14 protein-coding genes and 1 tRNA gene are annotated in these 13,514 nt (G+C 63.5%); 4 read left to right on the top strand and 11 right to left on the bottom strand.

Going from position 1 to position 13,514, the window contains the following annotated elements:
• Window positions 1-15 precede the first annotated feature (15 nt).
• The 8 genes from ACZIRK_RS11740 to infC all read right to left on the bottom strand — a co-directional run bounded on the left by ACZIRK_RS11740 (window position 16) and on the right by infC (window position 7,441).
• Window positions 16-957 (bottom strand): MBL fold metallo-hydrolase, encoded by a 942-nt coding sequence (locus tag ACZIRK_RS11740; protein ID WP_130231015.1) that lies wholly within the window; start codon window positions 955-957, stop codon window positions 16-18.
• 45 nt (window positions 958-1,002) lie between these two features.
• On the bottom strand, window positions 1,003-1,779 hold the full coding sequence (locus ACZIRK_RS11735; protein ID WP_130231017.1) for a sulfite exporter TauE/SafE family protein: 777 nt from the start codon (window positions 1,777-1,779) through the stop codon (window positions 1,003-1,005).
• On the bottom strand, window positions 1,776-4,184 hold the full coding sequence (gene pheT, locus ACZIRK_RS11730; protein WP_130231019.1) for a phenylalanine--tRNA ligase subunit beta: 2,409 nt from the start codon (window positions 4,182-4,184) through the stop codon (window positions 1,776-1,778). The genes ACZIRK_RS11735 and pheT overlap by 4 nt, the downstream gene beginning before the upstream one ends.
• On the bottom strand, window positions 4,181-4,591 hold the full coding sequence (locus ACZIRK_RS11725) for an ASCH domain-containing protein (RefSeq protein WP_028164827.1): 411 nt from the start codon (window positions 4,589-4,591) through the stop codon (window positions 4,181-4,183). Before ACZIRK_RS11725 ends, pheT begins: the two co-directional genes overlap by 4 nt.
• Before the next feature lie 2 nt (window positions 4,592-4,593).
• Complete coding sequence (gene pheS, locus ACZIRK_RS11720; protein ID WP_130231021.1) at window positions 4,594-5,676, bottom strand: phenylalanine--tRNA ligase subunit alpha; 1,083 nt, start codon at window positions 5,674-5,676, stop codon at window positions 4,594-4,596.
• Window positions 5,677-5,802: 126 nt separating this feature from the next.
• A complete protein-coding gene (rplT, locus tag ACZIRK_RS11715; protein ID WP_027581334.1) occupies window positions 5,803-6,162 on the bottom strand; it encodes a 50S ribosomal protein L20 in 360 nt (119 codons plus the stop codon).
• A gap of 68 nt (window positions 6,163-6,230) precedes the next feature.
• A complete protein-coding gene (gene rpmI / locus ACZIRK_RS11710; RefSeq protein ID WP_028164829.1) occupies window positions 6,231-6,431 on the bottom strand; it encodes a 50S ribosomal protein L35 in 201 nt (66 codons plus the stop codon).
• Between the two features lie 470 nt (window positions 6,432-6,901).
• Window positions 6,902-7,441, bottom strand: a complete 540-nt coding sequence (gene infC / locus ACZIRK_RS11705) for a translation initiation factor IF-3 (RefSeq protein ID WP_130229242.1) — start codon at window positions 7,439-7,441, stop codon at window positions 6,902-6,904.
• Between the two features lie 223 nt (window positions 7,442-7,664).
• Here infC and ACZIRK_RS11700 point away from each other — a divergent pair, with 223 nt between their 5' ends.
• Together ACZIRK_RS11700 and ACZIRK_RS11695 are read left to right on the top strand one after the other, a co-directional pair.
• On the top strand, window positions 7,665-8,456 hold the full coding sequence (locus tag ACZIRK_RS11700; RefSeq protein ID WP_130229239.1) for an alpha/beta hydrolase: 792 nt from the start codon (window positions 7,665-7,667) through the stop codon (window positions 8,454-8,456).
• Between the two features lie 24 nt (window positions 8,457-8,480).
• Window positions 8,481-8,951 carry a nuclear transport factor 2 family protein gene (locus ACZIRK_RS11695; protein WP_130229238.1) on the top strand — a complete coding sequence of 157 codons (471 nt, stop codon included), beginning with the start codon at window positions 8,481-8,483 and terminating at the stop codon, window positions 8,949-8,951.
• Here the strand turns inward: ACZIRK_RS11695 and queG are convergent.
• Both queG and ACZIRK_RS11685 read right to left on the bottom strand, forming a co-directional pair.
• Window positions 8,941-10,137, bottom strand: coding sequence for a tRNA epoxyqueuosine(34) reductase QueG (gene queG, locus ACZIRK_RS11690; protein WP_130229237.1), 1,197 nt, complete (start codon window positions 10,135-10,137; stop codon window positions 8,941-8,943). The two genes, ACZIRK_RS11695 and queG, sit on opposite strands and share 11 nt — an antisense overlap.
• On the bottom strand, window positions 10,086-10,778 hold the full coding sequence (locus tag ACZIRK_RS11685; protein WP_028164834.1) for a glutathione S-transferase family protein: 693 nt from the start codon (window positions 10,776-10,778) through the stop codon (window positions 10,086-10,088). Before ACZIRK_RS11685 ends, queG begins: the two co-directional genes overlap by 52 nt.
• Window positions 10,779-11,046: 268 nt before the next feature.
• Here ACZIRK_RS11685 and ACZIRK_RS11680 point away from each other — a divergent pair, with 268 nt between their 5' ends.
• Window positions 11,047-11,853 (top strand): undecaprenyl-diphosphate phosphatase, encoded by an 807-nt coding sequence (locus ACZIRK_RS11680; protein ID WP_028164835.1) that lies wholly within the window; start codon window positions 11,047-11,049, stop codon window positions 11,851-11,853.
• A 260-nt stretch (window positions 11,854-12,113) separates the two neighbouring features.
• Here ACZIRK_RS11680 and ACZIRK_RS11675 read toward each other — a convergent pair whose 3' ends face one another.
• Window positions 12,114-13,103, bottom strand: a complete 990-nt coding sequence (locus ACZIRK_RS11675; RefSeq protein WP_028164836.1) for a complex I NDUFA9 subunit family protein — start codon at window positions 13,101-13,103, stop codon at window positions 12,114-12,116.
• Between the two features lie 153 nt (window positions 13,104-13,256).
• Here ACZIRK_RS11675 and ACZIRK_RS11670 point away from each other — a divergent pair.
• Window positions 13,257-13,343: transfer RNA gene (locus tag ACZIRK_RS11670), tRNA-Leu, on the top strand.
• Window positions 13,344-13,514 lie beyond the last annotated feature (171 nt).

The raw sequence follows: 13,514 nt of genomic DNA, 5'->3' as shown, positions 1-13,514 counted from the left end.
CCGTTGACATGCGACTCACACCGGCAGCTTCAACTCCATCAGATCCTTTGCTACCACGATGCGGCCGGAAAAATTCTTCTTCACGTCTTCGGTCCAATTCTCGTCAGTGACCAGCGGATCGTCTCCGGGGACGAAATGGCTCATCACCAGCACCTTGACTCCCGCGGCCGCCGCCACGCGGCCGACATCCTCGGTCGTGGTGTGACTCTCGAGAAGATGCTTCTTCAGCGTTGCGCCGTTCTTCGTTTTGGCGACCAGCCGATCGACGGCAGGCAGGTACATGCATTCATGCACCAGCACGTCGGCTCCCTCAGCGAATTCAGCGAGTTTCGGATTGTAGGCAGTATCGCTAGAGAACACGATGGTGCCATCGGGCGTCTCTAACTTGTAGGCAAAATTGTCAACGATGGGTGGGTGCGGCGTGCGGAAGGCCGTGACCGTCACCTCGGATGTCTTCAACACCACACCGTCGTCGATATCCTTCGCGATCAGCAATTTGCGCGGATCGGGCCGGCCTTCATCCTCGATCCGGGTCTCGACATCGAATTTGTTCAGCTCCCAGAACGCCTTCGTCATCGCCTCGATCCCCTTCGGCCCAAACGAATGGATCGGCGTGGATAGCCCGGCGGCCCAGGCATTGTAGAAGAGGTTGCCGTATTCGAGATTGTGATCGGAATGATGGTGGGTGATGAGGATGTATTTGATGGAAGGGATTGGCACGCCCGCATTCACGAGCTGACGGCTTACGCCCATGCCGCAATCGATGACAAATGGCGTGTCGTTGACCACAACGAGGTTGGCGGGATTTGAAGCGCCAACGCCGACGCGCGGGCCGCCTTTGGTGCCGAGAAACACGATCCGCGTCCGAGGCCTTGTGGCCTGCGCCAGCACAGCCGGAGCGGCAAGTGCGGCGGCGCCACCGAGCGCCAGTTTCAGCGCATTCCGGCGATCGATCATGGATTTCTCCCTTGGCTTTTTTCCGCCCGCGTTCAACACCCGAATCTATCGTCCCCGCAGCACGCCGTCGAGGATGGGCAGGCCGGCGATGACGGCGGCGGCGATCAGGGCGTAGCAGATGCCGCGAAAGACACGTTCGCTGGCCTTGCCGAACAGGGAGGCGCCGAACCAGACGCCGATGGCGTAGACCGGCCCGACCACGAGCGAGAACTTGACGGAATCGGCGGTGATCAGGCCGGTGAACAAATAGCTCACGAGGGAAAAGAAATCCGAGGCGCCGAAGAACAGCACGATGTTGGCGCGCGCCACCGTGAAACTGATCGGGCGCCCAAGCCAGTAGCCGACGATCGGCGGACCGCCCGTTTGCGCGAGCCCGCTGCAGAAGCCGGAGAGGCCGCCGATGCCGATTGAAAGCGCCGCGTGGTCCTTGCCGCGGTAGCGCCAGCCCGACAAGAGCAGCACCATCAGCGCAGCGACGAAGCCGGAAATGATCCAGCGCGTGGTCACGGGATCGAGCACGCTGAGAAAATAGGTGCCGATCGGCACGCCGACGAGCGCACCGAGCACCATGATCGCGGTGGCCTTGCGATCGGCGTGCTTCCACGCGTTCGGAACCAGCGGCATCGCTGCGACGAAGTCGATGATCAGCAGCAGCGCTGCGACCAGGCGGGGCGCGGCGATGCTGCTTGCCAGCGGCATGAAGATCAGCGCGGAGCCGAAACCGGAAAAGCCGCGCGCCGTTCCCGAGACAAAGGCGATGGCACAGATTGCCAGCGCAACGTTAAGGCCAACCTCCGAAGGGATGAGGCCAAACGGGCTCATCCCCGGAGAGTGCCGCCGGTCTTCTTCGTGACGTCCGCGACGATCCTGGCCGCTACCGCATCGATCTCCTGGTCGGTCAGCGTCTTCTCGCGCGGCTGAATGGTGACCGCGATCGCGATCGACTTCTTGCCGTCCTCCATGCCCTTGCCTTCATAGACGTCGAACACGGTGACATCGGTGATCAGCTTCTTGTCCGCGGCCAGTGCGGCGCGAACGATATCCGCCGCCTTGACGCTGCGGTCGACGATGAAGGCAAAATCGCGCGACACCGGCTGGAACGCGGAGAGTTCGAGCGCGGGCTTGGCGCGGGTCGGCTTGCGCTTGGCCTCCGGGATACGGTCGAGGATCACCTCGAACGCGATCATCGGGCCATCAGCGCCGAGCGCCTCGAGCGCACGCGGGTGCAACTCGCCGAAATAGCCGAGCACATTCTGCGGGCCCATCTGGATCGTGCCGGAACGGCCGGGATGCAGCCAGGCGGGCCCGCCCGGCACAATCTGCAGCGCCTGCACTGGCGCGCCGGCCGCAGCCAGCACCGCGAACGCGTCGGCCTTGGCGTCGAATGCGTCAGCCGTTGCCGAACCGGACCAGCTCCGCCCCACGCCTTCCAGCGAGGCGAAGCCGTGGCGCACGCCGGAAGCGGCAAGGAACTGGTCTTCCGGCCTGTCGCCCTTGAACACCTGGCCGACCTCGAACAGCGCGACGTCAGGATAGCCGCGGTTGATGTTCGCCTGCGCGGCTGCGACCAAGCCAGGCAAAAGGCTCGGCCGCATGTCCGAGAGATCAGAGGCAATCGGGTTGGCAAGCGCCAGTTCGGCCTGTCCGCCGCCGAACAATTCGGCTGCGGGCTTTGAGATGAACGACCAGGTCACCGCCTCGACCATGCCGCGCGCGGCCAGTGCGCGCTTGGCACGGCGGGTGCGGAGCTGGATAGAGGTGAGCACCGGCTTGCGGGGCTCCTCGCCGCGATCGAACGGCGTCATCGGCACCTTGTCGACGCCGACGATGCGGACGATCTCCTCGACGATGTCGGCCTTACCATGCACATCGGTGCGCCAGGACGGCACCGCGATCTTCACCACAGGGCCGGTGCCCGCGACCATGAAGCCGAGATGGCTGAGAATGCGCTTCGTCTCGACCAGCGGGACTTCGATTCCGGCGAGGCGCTTGACCTCGGTCAGCGGGAAATCGATCACGCGGTCGTCGCCGTAGCGATTGCCGACGACGATGCTTTCCGACGGCGCGCCGCCGCACAATTCCATCACCATCTTGGTCGCAAGCTCGAGGCCCGGCACCATGAAGGCCGGGTCGACGCCGCGCTCGAAGCGATAGCGCGCATCCGAATTGATGCCGAGCTTGCGTCCGGTCTGGGCGATGTTGATCTCATTCCACAGCGCCGATTCAATCAGCACGTCGGTGGTGTTCTCGTCGCAGCCGGAAGCCTCGCCACCCATGATACCGGCGAGCGATTCGACGCCGGCGTCGTCGGCGATCACGCACATCGAGGAATCCAGCGTATAGGTGCGGCCGTCGAGCGCGAGCAGGGTCTCGCCGTCGCGGGCGCGGCGCACCACCAGATTGCCCTTCACCTTCTTGGCGTCGAACACGTGCAGCGGACGCGCACGATCGTAGGTCATGAAGTTGGTGATATCGACCAGCGCATTGATCGGCCGCAGCCCGATTGAAGCCAGGCGCTTCTGCAGCCATTCCGGCGACGGGCCGTTCTTCACGCCGCGCACCAGCCGCAGCGCGAAGCCCGGGCAGAGCGAGGCGTCTTCCACCGTCACCGTCACGGGCGAAGGGAATTCGCCATTGATCGGCTTGATGGCGGGGTCGATCAATTTGCCCATGTCGGCGGCGGAAAGATCGCGCGCGATTCCGTGCACGCCGGTGCAATCCTGCCGGTTCGGCGTCAGGTTGATCTCGATGACGGGATCGCCGAGGCCGGCCCATTCGGCATAGACTTGGCCGACGGGCGCATCAGCGGGCAATTCGATGATGCCGTCATGATCGTCGGAAATCTCAAGCTCGGCCGCCGAGCACAGCATGCCGCGGCTCTCGACGCCGCGAATCGTACCGACGCCGAGCGTGATGTTCTTGCCGGGAATGAAGGTGCCCGGGGCAGAGAACACGCTGATCAGGCCAGCGCGCGCATTCGGCGCGCCGCAGACCACCTGCACCGGCGCAGCGCCGTTGCCGGTGTCGACCATGCAGACCCGCAGACGATCGGCATTCGGATGCTGCTCGGCCGAGATCACCCGCGCAATGGTGAACGGCGCCAGCACCTTTGCCTTGTCCTCGATGCTCTCGACCTCGAGCCCGATCATGGTGAGCTTGTCGGCGAGCTTTTCCAGGGGCTCGTCGGTGTCGAGATGTTCCTTCAGCCAGGAGAGGGTGAACTTCATGATGCCAACCTGTGATCGCGAAAAACCTCAACCAGACGAAAACGCTCGCACATCAGCATCATGTCTTCGCTGAATTTGCCCTGCCGACCGAAATAGCGGCGGTGCGCGTCCCGCCAATATTGCAGGCTGCGGTCACCTTCACCTTCTTCGTAGGCAAAGGCGGCGTCGACCTCGCCAAAACGGCGATAGGTCACTTCGGTTGTTTCGATGACGCAAGCCGGTTCGCCGCGGCCGTCGAGCACGATCCAGCGTTCGCCCGATGTCGAGGTGTTCGGCTCGTCCTCGGTGCTGCAGGTCGCGGTCTTGATCCCTTTGATGACGAGTTCGAGCAATTCGTCGGCAAGCCCGGGGCCGTCGCCGAAGGCGAACGCGCGCAGGTTCCGATATTGCTCGGGCACAGCACTCAGATTCACGTACTCAACCCTCCGGCCAGCGTCGGAAGATCCAGCGGCTTGAAGCCGTAGTGGCTGAGCCAGCGGACGTCGCTGTCGAACAGTTGGCGCAGATCGCTCATGCCGTATTTCAGCATCGCGATGCGGTCGATGCCCATGCCCCAGGCGAATCCCTGGTAGACGTCGGGATCGAGGCCGCAGGCGCGCAGCACGTTCGGGTGCACCATGCCGCAGCCCAAAATCTCCAGCCAGTCCTCGCCCTCGCCGAAGCGGATTTCGCCCTTGTCGCGGCGGCACTGGATGTCGACTTCCAGCGACGGCTCGGTGAACGGGAAGAACGACGGCCGGAAGCGCATGTTGATGTGGTCGACCTCGAAGAACGCCTTGCAGAACTCATGCAGGATCCATTTGAGGTGGCCGAGATGCGACTCCTTGTCGATCACGAGCCCCTCGACCTGATGGAATTGCGGCGTATGGGTCGCGTCCGAATCGATGCGGTAGGTGCGGCCGGGGCAGATCGCGCGGATCGGCGGCTTCTGCGTCAGCATCGTGCGCACCTGCACCGGCGAGGTGTGGGTCCGCAGCAGCATGCGCGAGCCGTCCTCCTTCGGGTTGAAGAAGAAGGTGTCGTGCATCTCGCGCGCGGGATGGCCGATCGGGAAGTTCAGCTTGGTGAAGTTGTAGTCGTCGGTCTCGATGTCGGGGCCTTCGGCAACCGAAAATCCCATATCGGCGAAGATCGCCGTCAGCTCATCCCAGACCTGGCTGAGCGGATGGATGCGGCCCGCTTCGGCCGGCGCCTCGCGCAGCGGCAGCGTGACGTCGATGGTCTCGGAGGCAAGCCGGGCGTCGAGCGCGGCGGCCTTCAGCACCTCGCGGCGCGCGGCGAGCGCTTGGGCAACCTTGTCCTTGGCGAGGTTGATCGCCGCGCCTTGTGTCTTGCGCTCCTCCGGCGACATCTTGCCGAGGGTGGCAAGCAGCGCCGAGATCGAGCCTTTCTTGCCGAGCGCGGCGACGCGCACGGTTTCCAGCGCCGCTTCGTCGCCGGCGTTGGAAACGTCGGCGAGGATCTGGGATTCGAGTTGAGCAAGATCGGTCATAGCAATCCCTCTTGGCCAGGATGCTAAGCCGTCGCTCCTAGCCGGTCATACCGAGCTGAAGCGCGAAAGATGCCCCTCGCGCTCTTACCCGGCCATGACGACTTCAAGAAACTTCGAAGAGCCGGATCAGGCCGCGAGCGCGGCCTTGGCCTTCTCGGCGATCGCCTGGAACGCGGCCGGCTCGTGGATCGCGAGATCCGACAGCACCTTGCGGTCGACGACGACGCCCGACTTGGAGAGACCGTCGATAAAGCGGCTGTAGGTCATGCCGAACGGGCGGACGGCGGCGTTGAGGCGCTGGATCCAGAGCGCGCGGAAGGTGCGCTTCTTGCGCTTGCGATCGCGGAACGCATATTGGCCGGCCTTCTCGACCGCCTGCTTGGCGACGCGGATGGTGTTCTTGCGGCGGCCGTAATAGCCCTTGGCGGCCTTGTAGACTTTCTTGTGCTTGGCGTGGGCGGTCACACCGCGTTTGACGCGAGACATGACTTAAATCCTTGGATTTCTGAAGTGGTGACGGGAGCTGTGTGGAACGCAGCTCGGCTCAGGCGCGATCAGGCGTTCGGCAAGAAGTACTTCTTGATGTTGTCGCCGTCGGTCTTGAACAGCACGCGGGTGCCGCGCAGCTGGCGGATCTGCTTGTTGGTCCGCTTGATCATGCCGTGGCGCTTGCCGCGCTGGGCGTGCATCACCTTGCCGGTACCGGTCACTTTGAAGCGCTTTTTGGCGCCCGATTTGGTCTTCAGCTTGGGCATTTGGCTCTCCTTAAACGCCAGCACGAAACCGCCCCGCGGGGGGCGTCGGCCGACTAAAATGCTCGTCAGAGCGTTGAATGTGCTCAGGTTTTTCGCAAATGAAACAACCCGCACAGAACGTCGCCACGGCAGCCCTTGATCAGCCGGGCGGCGAAGGCTGCGCTTATGGCAGAGTAGGGGCGAATTGGCAATCCCGGAACGAAGGGGTCTCTTGCCTCCCCCGCAAGCGCGACCTCCGCAGAAGGTCAATGTTTTCGAGCTCCCGGCGGACCCGACACCCTCCGCCGTCATTCCGGGGCGCGCGAAGCGCGAGCCCGGAATCCATTTAGCCGCGTACTCAGCCGCCCGATGGATTCCGGGCTCGTCCTTCGGACGCCCCGGAATGACGGCGGAGGGTTGCGGGAAGGGAAACGGAAACGCCCGCCGGATCGGTCCGGCGGGCGTTTCCTTTCATCGATCGACAATTCGCCTCAGCGCGGCGCCAGCACCATCACGACCTGACGTCCCTCGAACTTCGCGTCCTGCTCGACCTTGGCGTATTGCGCGACGTCAGCCTTGACCTTGTCCAACAGCTTGGTGCCGATTTCCTGGTGCGCCATTTCACGACCGCGGTAGCGCAAGGTGATCTTGACCTTGTCGCCTTCCTCGAAGAAGCGCTGCATCGCGCGCATCTTCACGTCGTAGTCGTGGTCGTCGATCATCGGACGGAGCTTGATCTCCTTGATCTCGACGACCTTCTGTTTCTTGCGGGCTTCGGCGGCTTTCTTCTGCGCAGAATATTTATACTTGCCGTAGTCCATGATCTTGCAGACCGGAGGACTCACGTTCGGCGAAATCTCGACCAGGTCCATACCGGCTTCCATGGCCATCTTGATGGCCACCATGGTTTCCACGGTGCCCATATTGGTACCGTTCTGGTCGATTAGCTGGATCTGCGCGTTGCGGATTTCATCGTTGGTGCGCGGCCCGTCTTTGGCGACAGCGGGCGGGGCTCTATTGGGACGGCGAATGGGTAACTCTCCAAAGTTGTGAAGGAAGGCGATATTTTGAAGCAATACGTGGCAACGGGCAAGCGTGCTCGCAAGTTGCATCCTAAAACCGTCAAATGCGCGGCATTTAGGTCACGCGATAGGGCAGATATTTGGTGAGCGGATACTCTACAAGGCGAGACACGTTCCCTGCTCACGGTTTGCCCGTGCCCATCGAAAACGCACTGATGAGAATGACGATCCCATGACCACCTCCGCGACGATCGACCAGGAACCAGAGTTCATCGAGGTAGGGAACAGCGCCGCACGCCGCCGCATTGCGGTGCGTGCGCACGGAGGTCGTAACCCCGGGCTATTCTGGCTCGGCGGCTTCAATTCCGACATGAAGGGCACCAAGGCGGTCGCGCTCGACGCGTGGGCCGTGGAACAGGAACGCGCCTTTGTCCGGTTCGATTATTCCGGCCACGGCGAATCCGGCGGCAAGTTCATCGACGGCACCATCGGGCGCTGGCTCGAGGACAGTGTCGCAGTATTCACGCGGTTCTGCAGCGGGCCGCAAGTCGTGATCGGCTCCTCCATGGGGGGCTGGATGGCGCTCCTGTTGGCGCGTGAGCTTGCCAGGCGTGCCGACAGCCGGGCCTCGCTCGCCGGGATGGTGCTGATCGCGCCGGCGCCGGATTTCACCGAAGAGCTGATGTGGAAGGGTTTCTCGCCGGAGATCCGCGCCGAGATCGAGACCAAGGGCGTCTGGCTGCGGCCGTCGCAATATGGCGATACCCCCTATCCGATCACGCGGACGCTGATCGAGGAGGGACGCCATCATTTGTTACTCGGAGCCAAGATCGATGTCGGCTGTCCGGTGCGCATCCTGCAGGGCGCGCAGGATCCCGACGTGCCCTGGCAGCACGCGTTCACGCTGGCGCATCGGCTGCCGAGCGAGGACGTGGTGCTGACCATGATCCAGGACGGCGACCACCGCCTGTCGCGCCCGCAGGACATCGCCCGGATCATCGCCGCGGTGAAGGAGATGGGGTAGGCTGCCGGGCAGGGAGGAATAACAATGGACACAACGAGCCTGCTTCGCGCCTTCTGCGATGCGGTCGAACAGCGGAAGGGCGCTGCATTCGCTGATTTGTTCACGGAAGACGGCGTCTATCACGACGTGTTCTATGGCGCCTTCACGGGGCATGCCGAGATCGCTGGCATGATCGACGATTTGTTCTATCGCACCGCGTCCGATTTCCGCTGGGACATGCATGATCCCGTCAGCGACGGCCGTACGCTCTATGCGCGATATACCTTCAGCTACCGCTCGACGCTGCCGGAGGCAGGTGGCGCGCGGGCGATGTTCGAGGGCGTCGCCATCATGACCCTTCGCGATGGCCGCATCGCGGAATATCACGAGGTCGCCAACACCGCGCCTGCCTTCGTCGATATGCACTTTGCGCCGGAGCGAATCGCAAAGATCGTCGCCAAGCAGGGTGACGCGCTGAAGGCGCGTCCCGAAATGGCGCGGCATCTCATGAAGTAAGGACCGCGAGCCGCCACTCTTCGCATACGCGCTGATCGGTCTCCGCATCGACTGTCTTGGAGGCCAGCGCGGCAAATGCCTGTGGCTCCATCAGTTGCGACAAGGCCCACACCGCTGCGCCGCGAACCAGCGGACTTTCATCGTCGAGCAAGCGCTCGGCCTCGCCGGCCAAGGCGGCATCATCGGAGTTGCCGATCGCGATCAGCACGTTGCGGACAAAGCGGTCGCGGCCGATGCGCTTGACCGGCGATTTCGAGAACAGCGCGCGGAACGCGGCATCGTCGAGCCGCACGAGGTCGGCAAGCACTGGCGCGCGCAATGCCTCGCGCGCTGCGAGTTTCGCTTCGCGCCCGGTCTGCGCGAACTTGTTCCATGGGCATACCGCGAGGCAATCGTCGCAGCCATAGATGCGATTGCCGATCGCCTTGCGGAATTCGCGCGGGATCGGTCCCTTGCTCTCGATGGTGAGATAGGAGATGCAGCGCCGCGCATCGAGCTTGTAGGGCGCGGGAAATGCCGCGGTCGGGCAGATGTTCTGGCAGGCGGTGCAGGAGCCGCAATGATCGATGTCGGCGGCATCGCGCGGCAGCTCGCTTGCGGTGAAGATCGCGCCGAGGAACAGCCATGAGCCGAACTCGCGCGACACCAGATTGGTGTGCTTGCCCTGCCAGCCGAGGCCGGCGGTTTGCGCGAGCGGCTTTTCCATCACGGCCGCGGTGTCGATGAACACCTTCACTTCATCGCCGCTGGCCGCGACCAGCCACCGCGCCAGCGCCTTCAGCCGCTTCTTGATCACGTCGTGATAATCATCGCCCTGCGCGTAGGCCGAGATCGCGCCGCGGTCGCGGCGCTTCAGGATCTCGAGCGGGTTTTGGTCTGGCCCGTAGTTGACGCCGAGCATGATGATCGAGCGCACGCCGGGCCAGAGCACGCGGGGATCGCTGCGGCGCTCCGGATGCGCTGCGAGCCAATCCATGTCGCCATGGCCGCCCAGGTCGAGGAACTCGCGGAAATATTTCGCCGCGCCGCCGATCGCGCCGGGATCGGTGACCCCGATGCAGTCAAAGCCGAGCGCGCGGGCTTCGTGCTCGAGCGCGGATCTGAGATCGGCCGGTGAAAGCTTGGGCGGTGGAGTCAGAAGTCGAGGTCCACATAGGTCCGCGACGCCGGCACGCCCGCCAGCCATTCGCTGAGCAACGGGCGGAACGACGGGCGGGATTTCACCCGCGCGTACCACGCTTTTGCTGCGTCGTCCTCGCTCCATGGCACGTCGCCCAGATAGTCGATCGCCGAAAGATGCGCCGCAGCGGCGAGATCCGCGTAAGTGAGCCGGTCGCCGGCGAGATAGTTCCGCGTCCGCGCCAGCCAGCCGATATAGGTCAGATGATAGCGCACATTGGCCTTGCCCGCGCGGAGCACCTCCGCATTCGGCGCGCCTCCGCCATCCTCCTCGCTCATGAAACGCTTGTAGATGCGCTCGGTCACCAGCGGATTGGAGGCCTCCTCGAAGAACTTGTCGTTGAACCACGACATCAGCCGGCGCACCTCGACGCGTTCGGCCATCGAGGTCGGCATCAGGCGCCGGTCGCCGGCATTAAGCCCATGCGCCTCGTCGAGATATTCGGCGATCACGCCGACACCGGGAACCGGCGGGAAACCCTCGGCGATCAAGGTCGGCGTCGTTGCCGCCGGATTGAGCGCCAGATAGGCCTCGCGACGTTCCCAGACCCGTTCCTCCACCAGCCGCAGATCGAGCCCGTATTCGCCGAGCACCAGGCGAATGAAACGGGAATGCGGACAGAACGGATGATGAAACAGCGTGTACATGAAGTCCTTCAGCAGTTCACGGCCTGATCTTGTCGAAGCCGCGGCAGACCGGGACACTAATTCACGATGCGATCAGATGAAATCGGATCGTGGTCCCATGTCTTTGTTTGAGCATGATCTTTGCGCAGAACCGGCCTGCCACTTCTCCGGATCATGCTCTAGCCAATCAGACGAATCAGGCAACCCATGTTTGGCGTTTTTAGCGATTGCAGCAAAACGGGGAATAGGCGAGAAGCACCCGATTTCTCCAGCAAAAGCAGGCCACATCATGATGACCGATACGTTACGTGCGGTGATTCTGGGCATAATCGAAGGCGTCACGGAGTTCCTGCCCGTTTCATCGACCGGCCACCTCCTGCTGGCGGAACGATTCTTCGGTCTCGGTGAAGGTGCCTTCTGGGACAGCTTCACCGTGCTGATCCAGCTCGGCGCGATCCTTGCCATCGTCGGACTCTATTTCGGCAAATTGTCGCGTGTCGCGCTCGGCATGTTCTCCAATGCGGATGACCGGCGCTTCGTCATCGGCGTGCTGGTCGCGTTCCTGCCCGCCGTCATCGTCGGCCTCATTGCCGGCAAATACATCAAGAGCGTGCTGTTCAATCCATGGATCGTCTGCTTCTCGCTCATCGTCGGCGGCGCCATCCTGCTGTGGGTCGATCAGCTTGAGCTCAAGCCGCGCGAACATGACGCGACGAGATATCCGCTGCTGATGTATCTGTGGATCGGCATGGCGCAGTGCGTCGCGATGATCCCGGGCGTGTCGCGCTCCGGCGCCTCGATCGTCGCGGCGATGCTGCTCGGCTCCGACAAGCGCGCGGCGGCGGAGTTCTCGTTCTTCCTGGCGATCCCGACCATGATCGGCGCCTTCGCCTATGATTTCTACAAGAACCGTGCCGAGATGACGACGGACAATCTATGGATCGTCGCAATCGGATTCGTGGTCTCGCTCGTCACCGCCGTGGTCGTGGTGAAGACGTTCCTCTCCTATGTCACGCGCCACGGCTTCACCCTGTTCGCGTGGTGGCGCGTGATCGTCGGCACGCTCGGCCTGATCGCGCTGGCGCTCGGAAGGTAAGGGTCAGGCGGCTGTACGGAATCTCTTCGCTTGCTCCGTTCCGCCTCTCCCCTTGTGGGAGAGGCCGGAGCGCATGCAGCGAAGCGGAATGCGATCCGGGTGAGGGGTTGGTCTCAAGGGACCGCCGCACTCGCGGAGAGAAACCCGTCACCCGGATTTCCCGCTGGCGCGCGAAATCCGGCCTCTCCCACAAGGGGAGAGGCGGGAGGTTGCGGCCCGAGCTTCGCGCCACATCGACATTTGTGATTACACGTCGCCGGTCAAGCCCCGGACGGCGGACGATACGCGTTCTTGCGCTCGAACTGCCCGGCCGGGCGGAAGCGCCAGAGATATTGCGGGGCGATGGCTTCCAGCGAATCGGGGGTGATTCCCAGCCCCTCGAAGGTGAGGCCGGCGGCCTTGGCCGTATCCGACACTACATTGTCCTTGCGCAGCAGCTCGACCTGATCCGCCGTGAGCTTCAGCGCGCCCGGCGCGAATTGCAGGAACGCGGCCAGGATCCTGGCAAGGCCGAACGGCAGGGAGACCAGCGCGCGGTCGCGATCGGTGATCTCAAGGATCGTCTCCATGATCTCGCGCATGGTCAGCACTTCCGGGCCACCCAATTCGTAGGTCGCGCCGGGCTTGGTCTTGCCGTCGACGGCATCGGCCACCGCGGTGGCGACGTCGCCGACAAAGGTCGGCTGCATCTTGGTCAGGCCGCCGCCGACCAGCGGGATCGCCGGCGACATCCGGGCCATCGCCGCGAAACGGTTGGTGAACTGATCCTCCGGCCCGAACACCAGCGACGGGCGCAAGATGGTGGCCGATGGCGAGGCCGCCAGCACCGCCTTCTCGCCAGCCGCCTTGGCGCGGGCATAGGCGGAAGCCGAATCGGCATCAGCGCCGATCGCCGAGACATGCACCACGCGGGCGCCCTCGGCGCTCGCAGCGGCGGCCACCGCCTCGGCGCCCTTGGCCTGGACCGCCTCGAAGGTCTGTTCGCCGCTTTCAGCGAGGATGCCGACCAGGTTGATGGCCACGTGCGAATCACGCATCGCTGATACCACCGAGGCCGGGTAGCGCAGATTGGCCTGGACGGCGTGGATCTGGCCGACCTTGCCGAGCGGCTGCAGGTGCCCGGCCAATTCCGGCCGCCGGACGGCGACGCGGATGCGGTAATCCCGCTTGCACAGCGCCCGGACCACGTGCCGCCCCAGGAAGCCCGATCCGCCGAAAACCGTGACGAGCGTTTCCAGGTTCGATGCCATGGGTCAGTTCCTGCGGGTCGAAATAGCTGCGATTTTGGAGCCTGTTGGGCCGGATGTCGCGATACGCCATCGCGGTCACCCTGTACAGACTATTTGAGTTTCCAATCGTCTATTTGACAAGCGCGCGACCGATCCTTACTAACCCCGCCACGTGCCCAGGTGGTGGAATTGGTAGACGCGCTGGCTTCAGGTGCCAGTGGCCTCACGGCCGTGAAGGTTCGAGTCCTTTCCTGGGCACCACCGTTCTTTGCAAGGGGTTGAATCGCTGATTTCGAGCCGCTGATTCCTGACCGGGCTCGGCCGAGCTACGGTCCTGACTGCTCAACGCTCGTAGGTCAGGAGCAGTGACATTTTTCCGGCTCGCCACCTGTGGTAGATTTTCGCCACGTCCTTGACCGCTTTGACTGAATT

Source organism: Bradyrhizobium sp. Leo114 (genome assembly GCF_055229415.2).
Note: the sequence above shows the minus strand (reverse complement) of the source record. Positions and strands in the feature narration are given on the sequence as shown.

Excerpts from the sequence above, each read along its gene's own strand:
- ACZIRK_RS11740 (WP_130231015.1), bottom strand. The coding sequence starts at position 957 with ATGATCGATCGCCGGAATGCGCTGAAACTGGCGCTCGGTGGCGCCGCC.
- ACZIRK_RS11735 (WP_130231017.1), bottom strand. The coding sequence starts at position 1,779 with ATGAGCCCGTTTGGCCTCATCCCTTCGGAGGTTGGCCTTAACGTTGCG.
- pheT (WP_130231019.1), bottom strand. The coding sequence starts at position 4,184 with ATGAAGTTCACCCTCTCCTGGCTGAAGGAACATCTCGACACCGACGAG.
- pheS (WP_130231021.1), bottom strand. The coding sequence starts at position 5,676 with ATGACCGATCTTGCTCAACTCGAATCCCAGATCCTCGCCGACGTTTCC.
- rplT (WP_027581334.1), bottom strand. The coding sequence starts at position 6,162 with ATGTCTCGCGTCAAACGCGGTGTGACCGCCCACGCCAAGCACAAGAAA.
- rpmI (WP_028164829.1), bottom strand. The coding sequence starts at position 6,431 with ATGCCCAAGCTGAAGACCAAATCGGGCGCCAAAAAGCGCTTCAAAGTG.
- ACZIRK_RS11700 (WP_130229239.1), top strand. The coding sequence starts at position 7,665 with ATGACCACCTCCGCGACGATCGACCAGGAACCAGAGTTCATCGAGGTA.
- ACZIRK_RS11695 (WP_130229238.1), top strand. The coding sequence starts at position 8,481 with ATGGACACAACGAGCCTGCTTCGCGCCTTCTGCGATGCGGTCGAACAG.
- queG (WP_130229237.1), bottom strand. The coding sequence starts at position 10,137 with ATGGCTGGCGGGCGTGCCGGCGTCGCGGACCTATGTGGACCTCGACTT.
- ACZIRK_RS11685 (WP_028164834.1), bottom strand. The coding sequence starts at position 10,778 with ATGTACACGCTGTTTCATCATCCGTTCTGTCCGCATTCCCGTTTCATT.
- ACZIRK_RS11680 (WP_028164835.1), top strand. The coding sequence starts at position 11,047 with ATGATGACCGATACGTTACGTGCGGTGATTCTGGGCATAATCGAAGGC.
- ACZIRK_RS11675 (WP_028164836.1), bottom strand. The coding sequence starts at position 13,103 with ATGGCATCGAACCTGGAAACGCTCGTCACGGTTTTCGGCGGATCGGGC.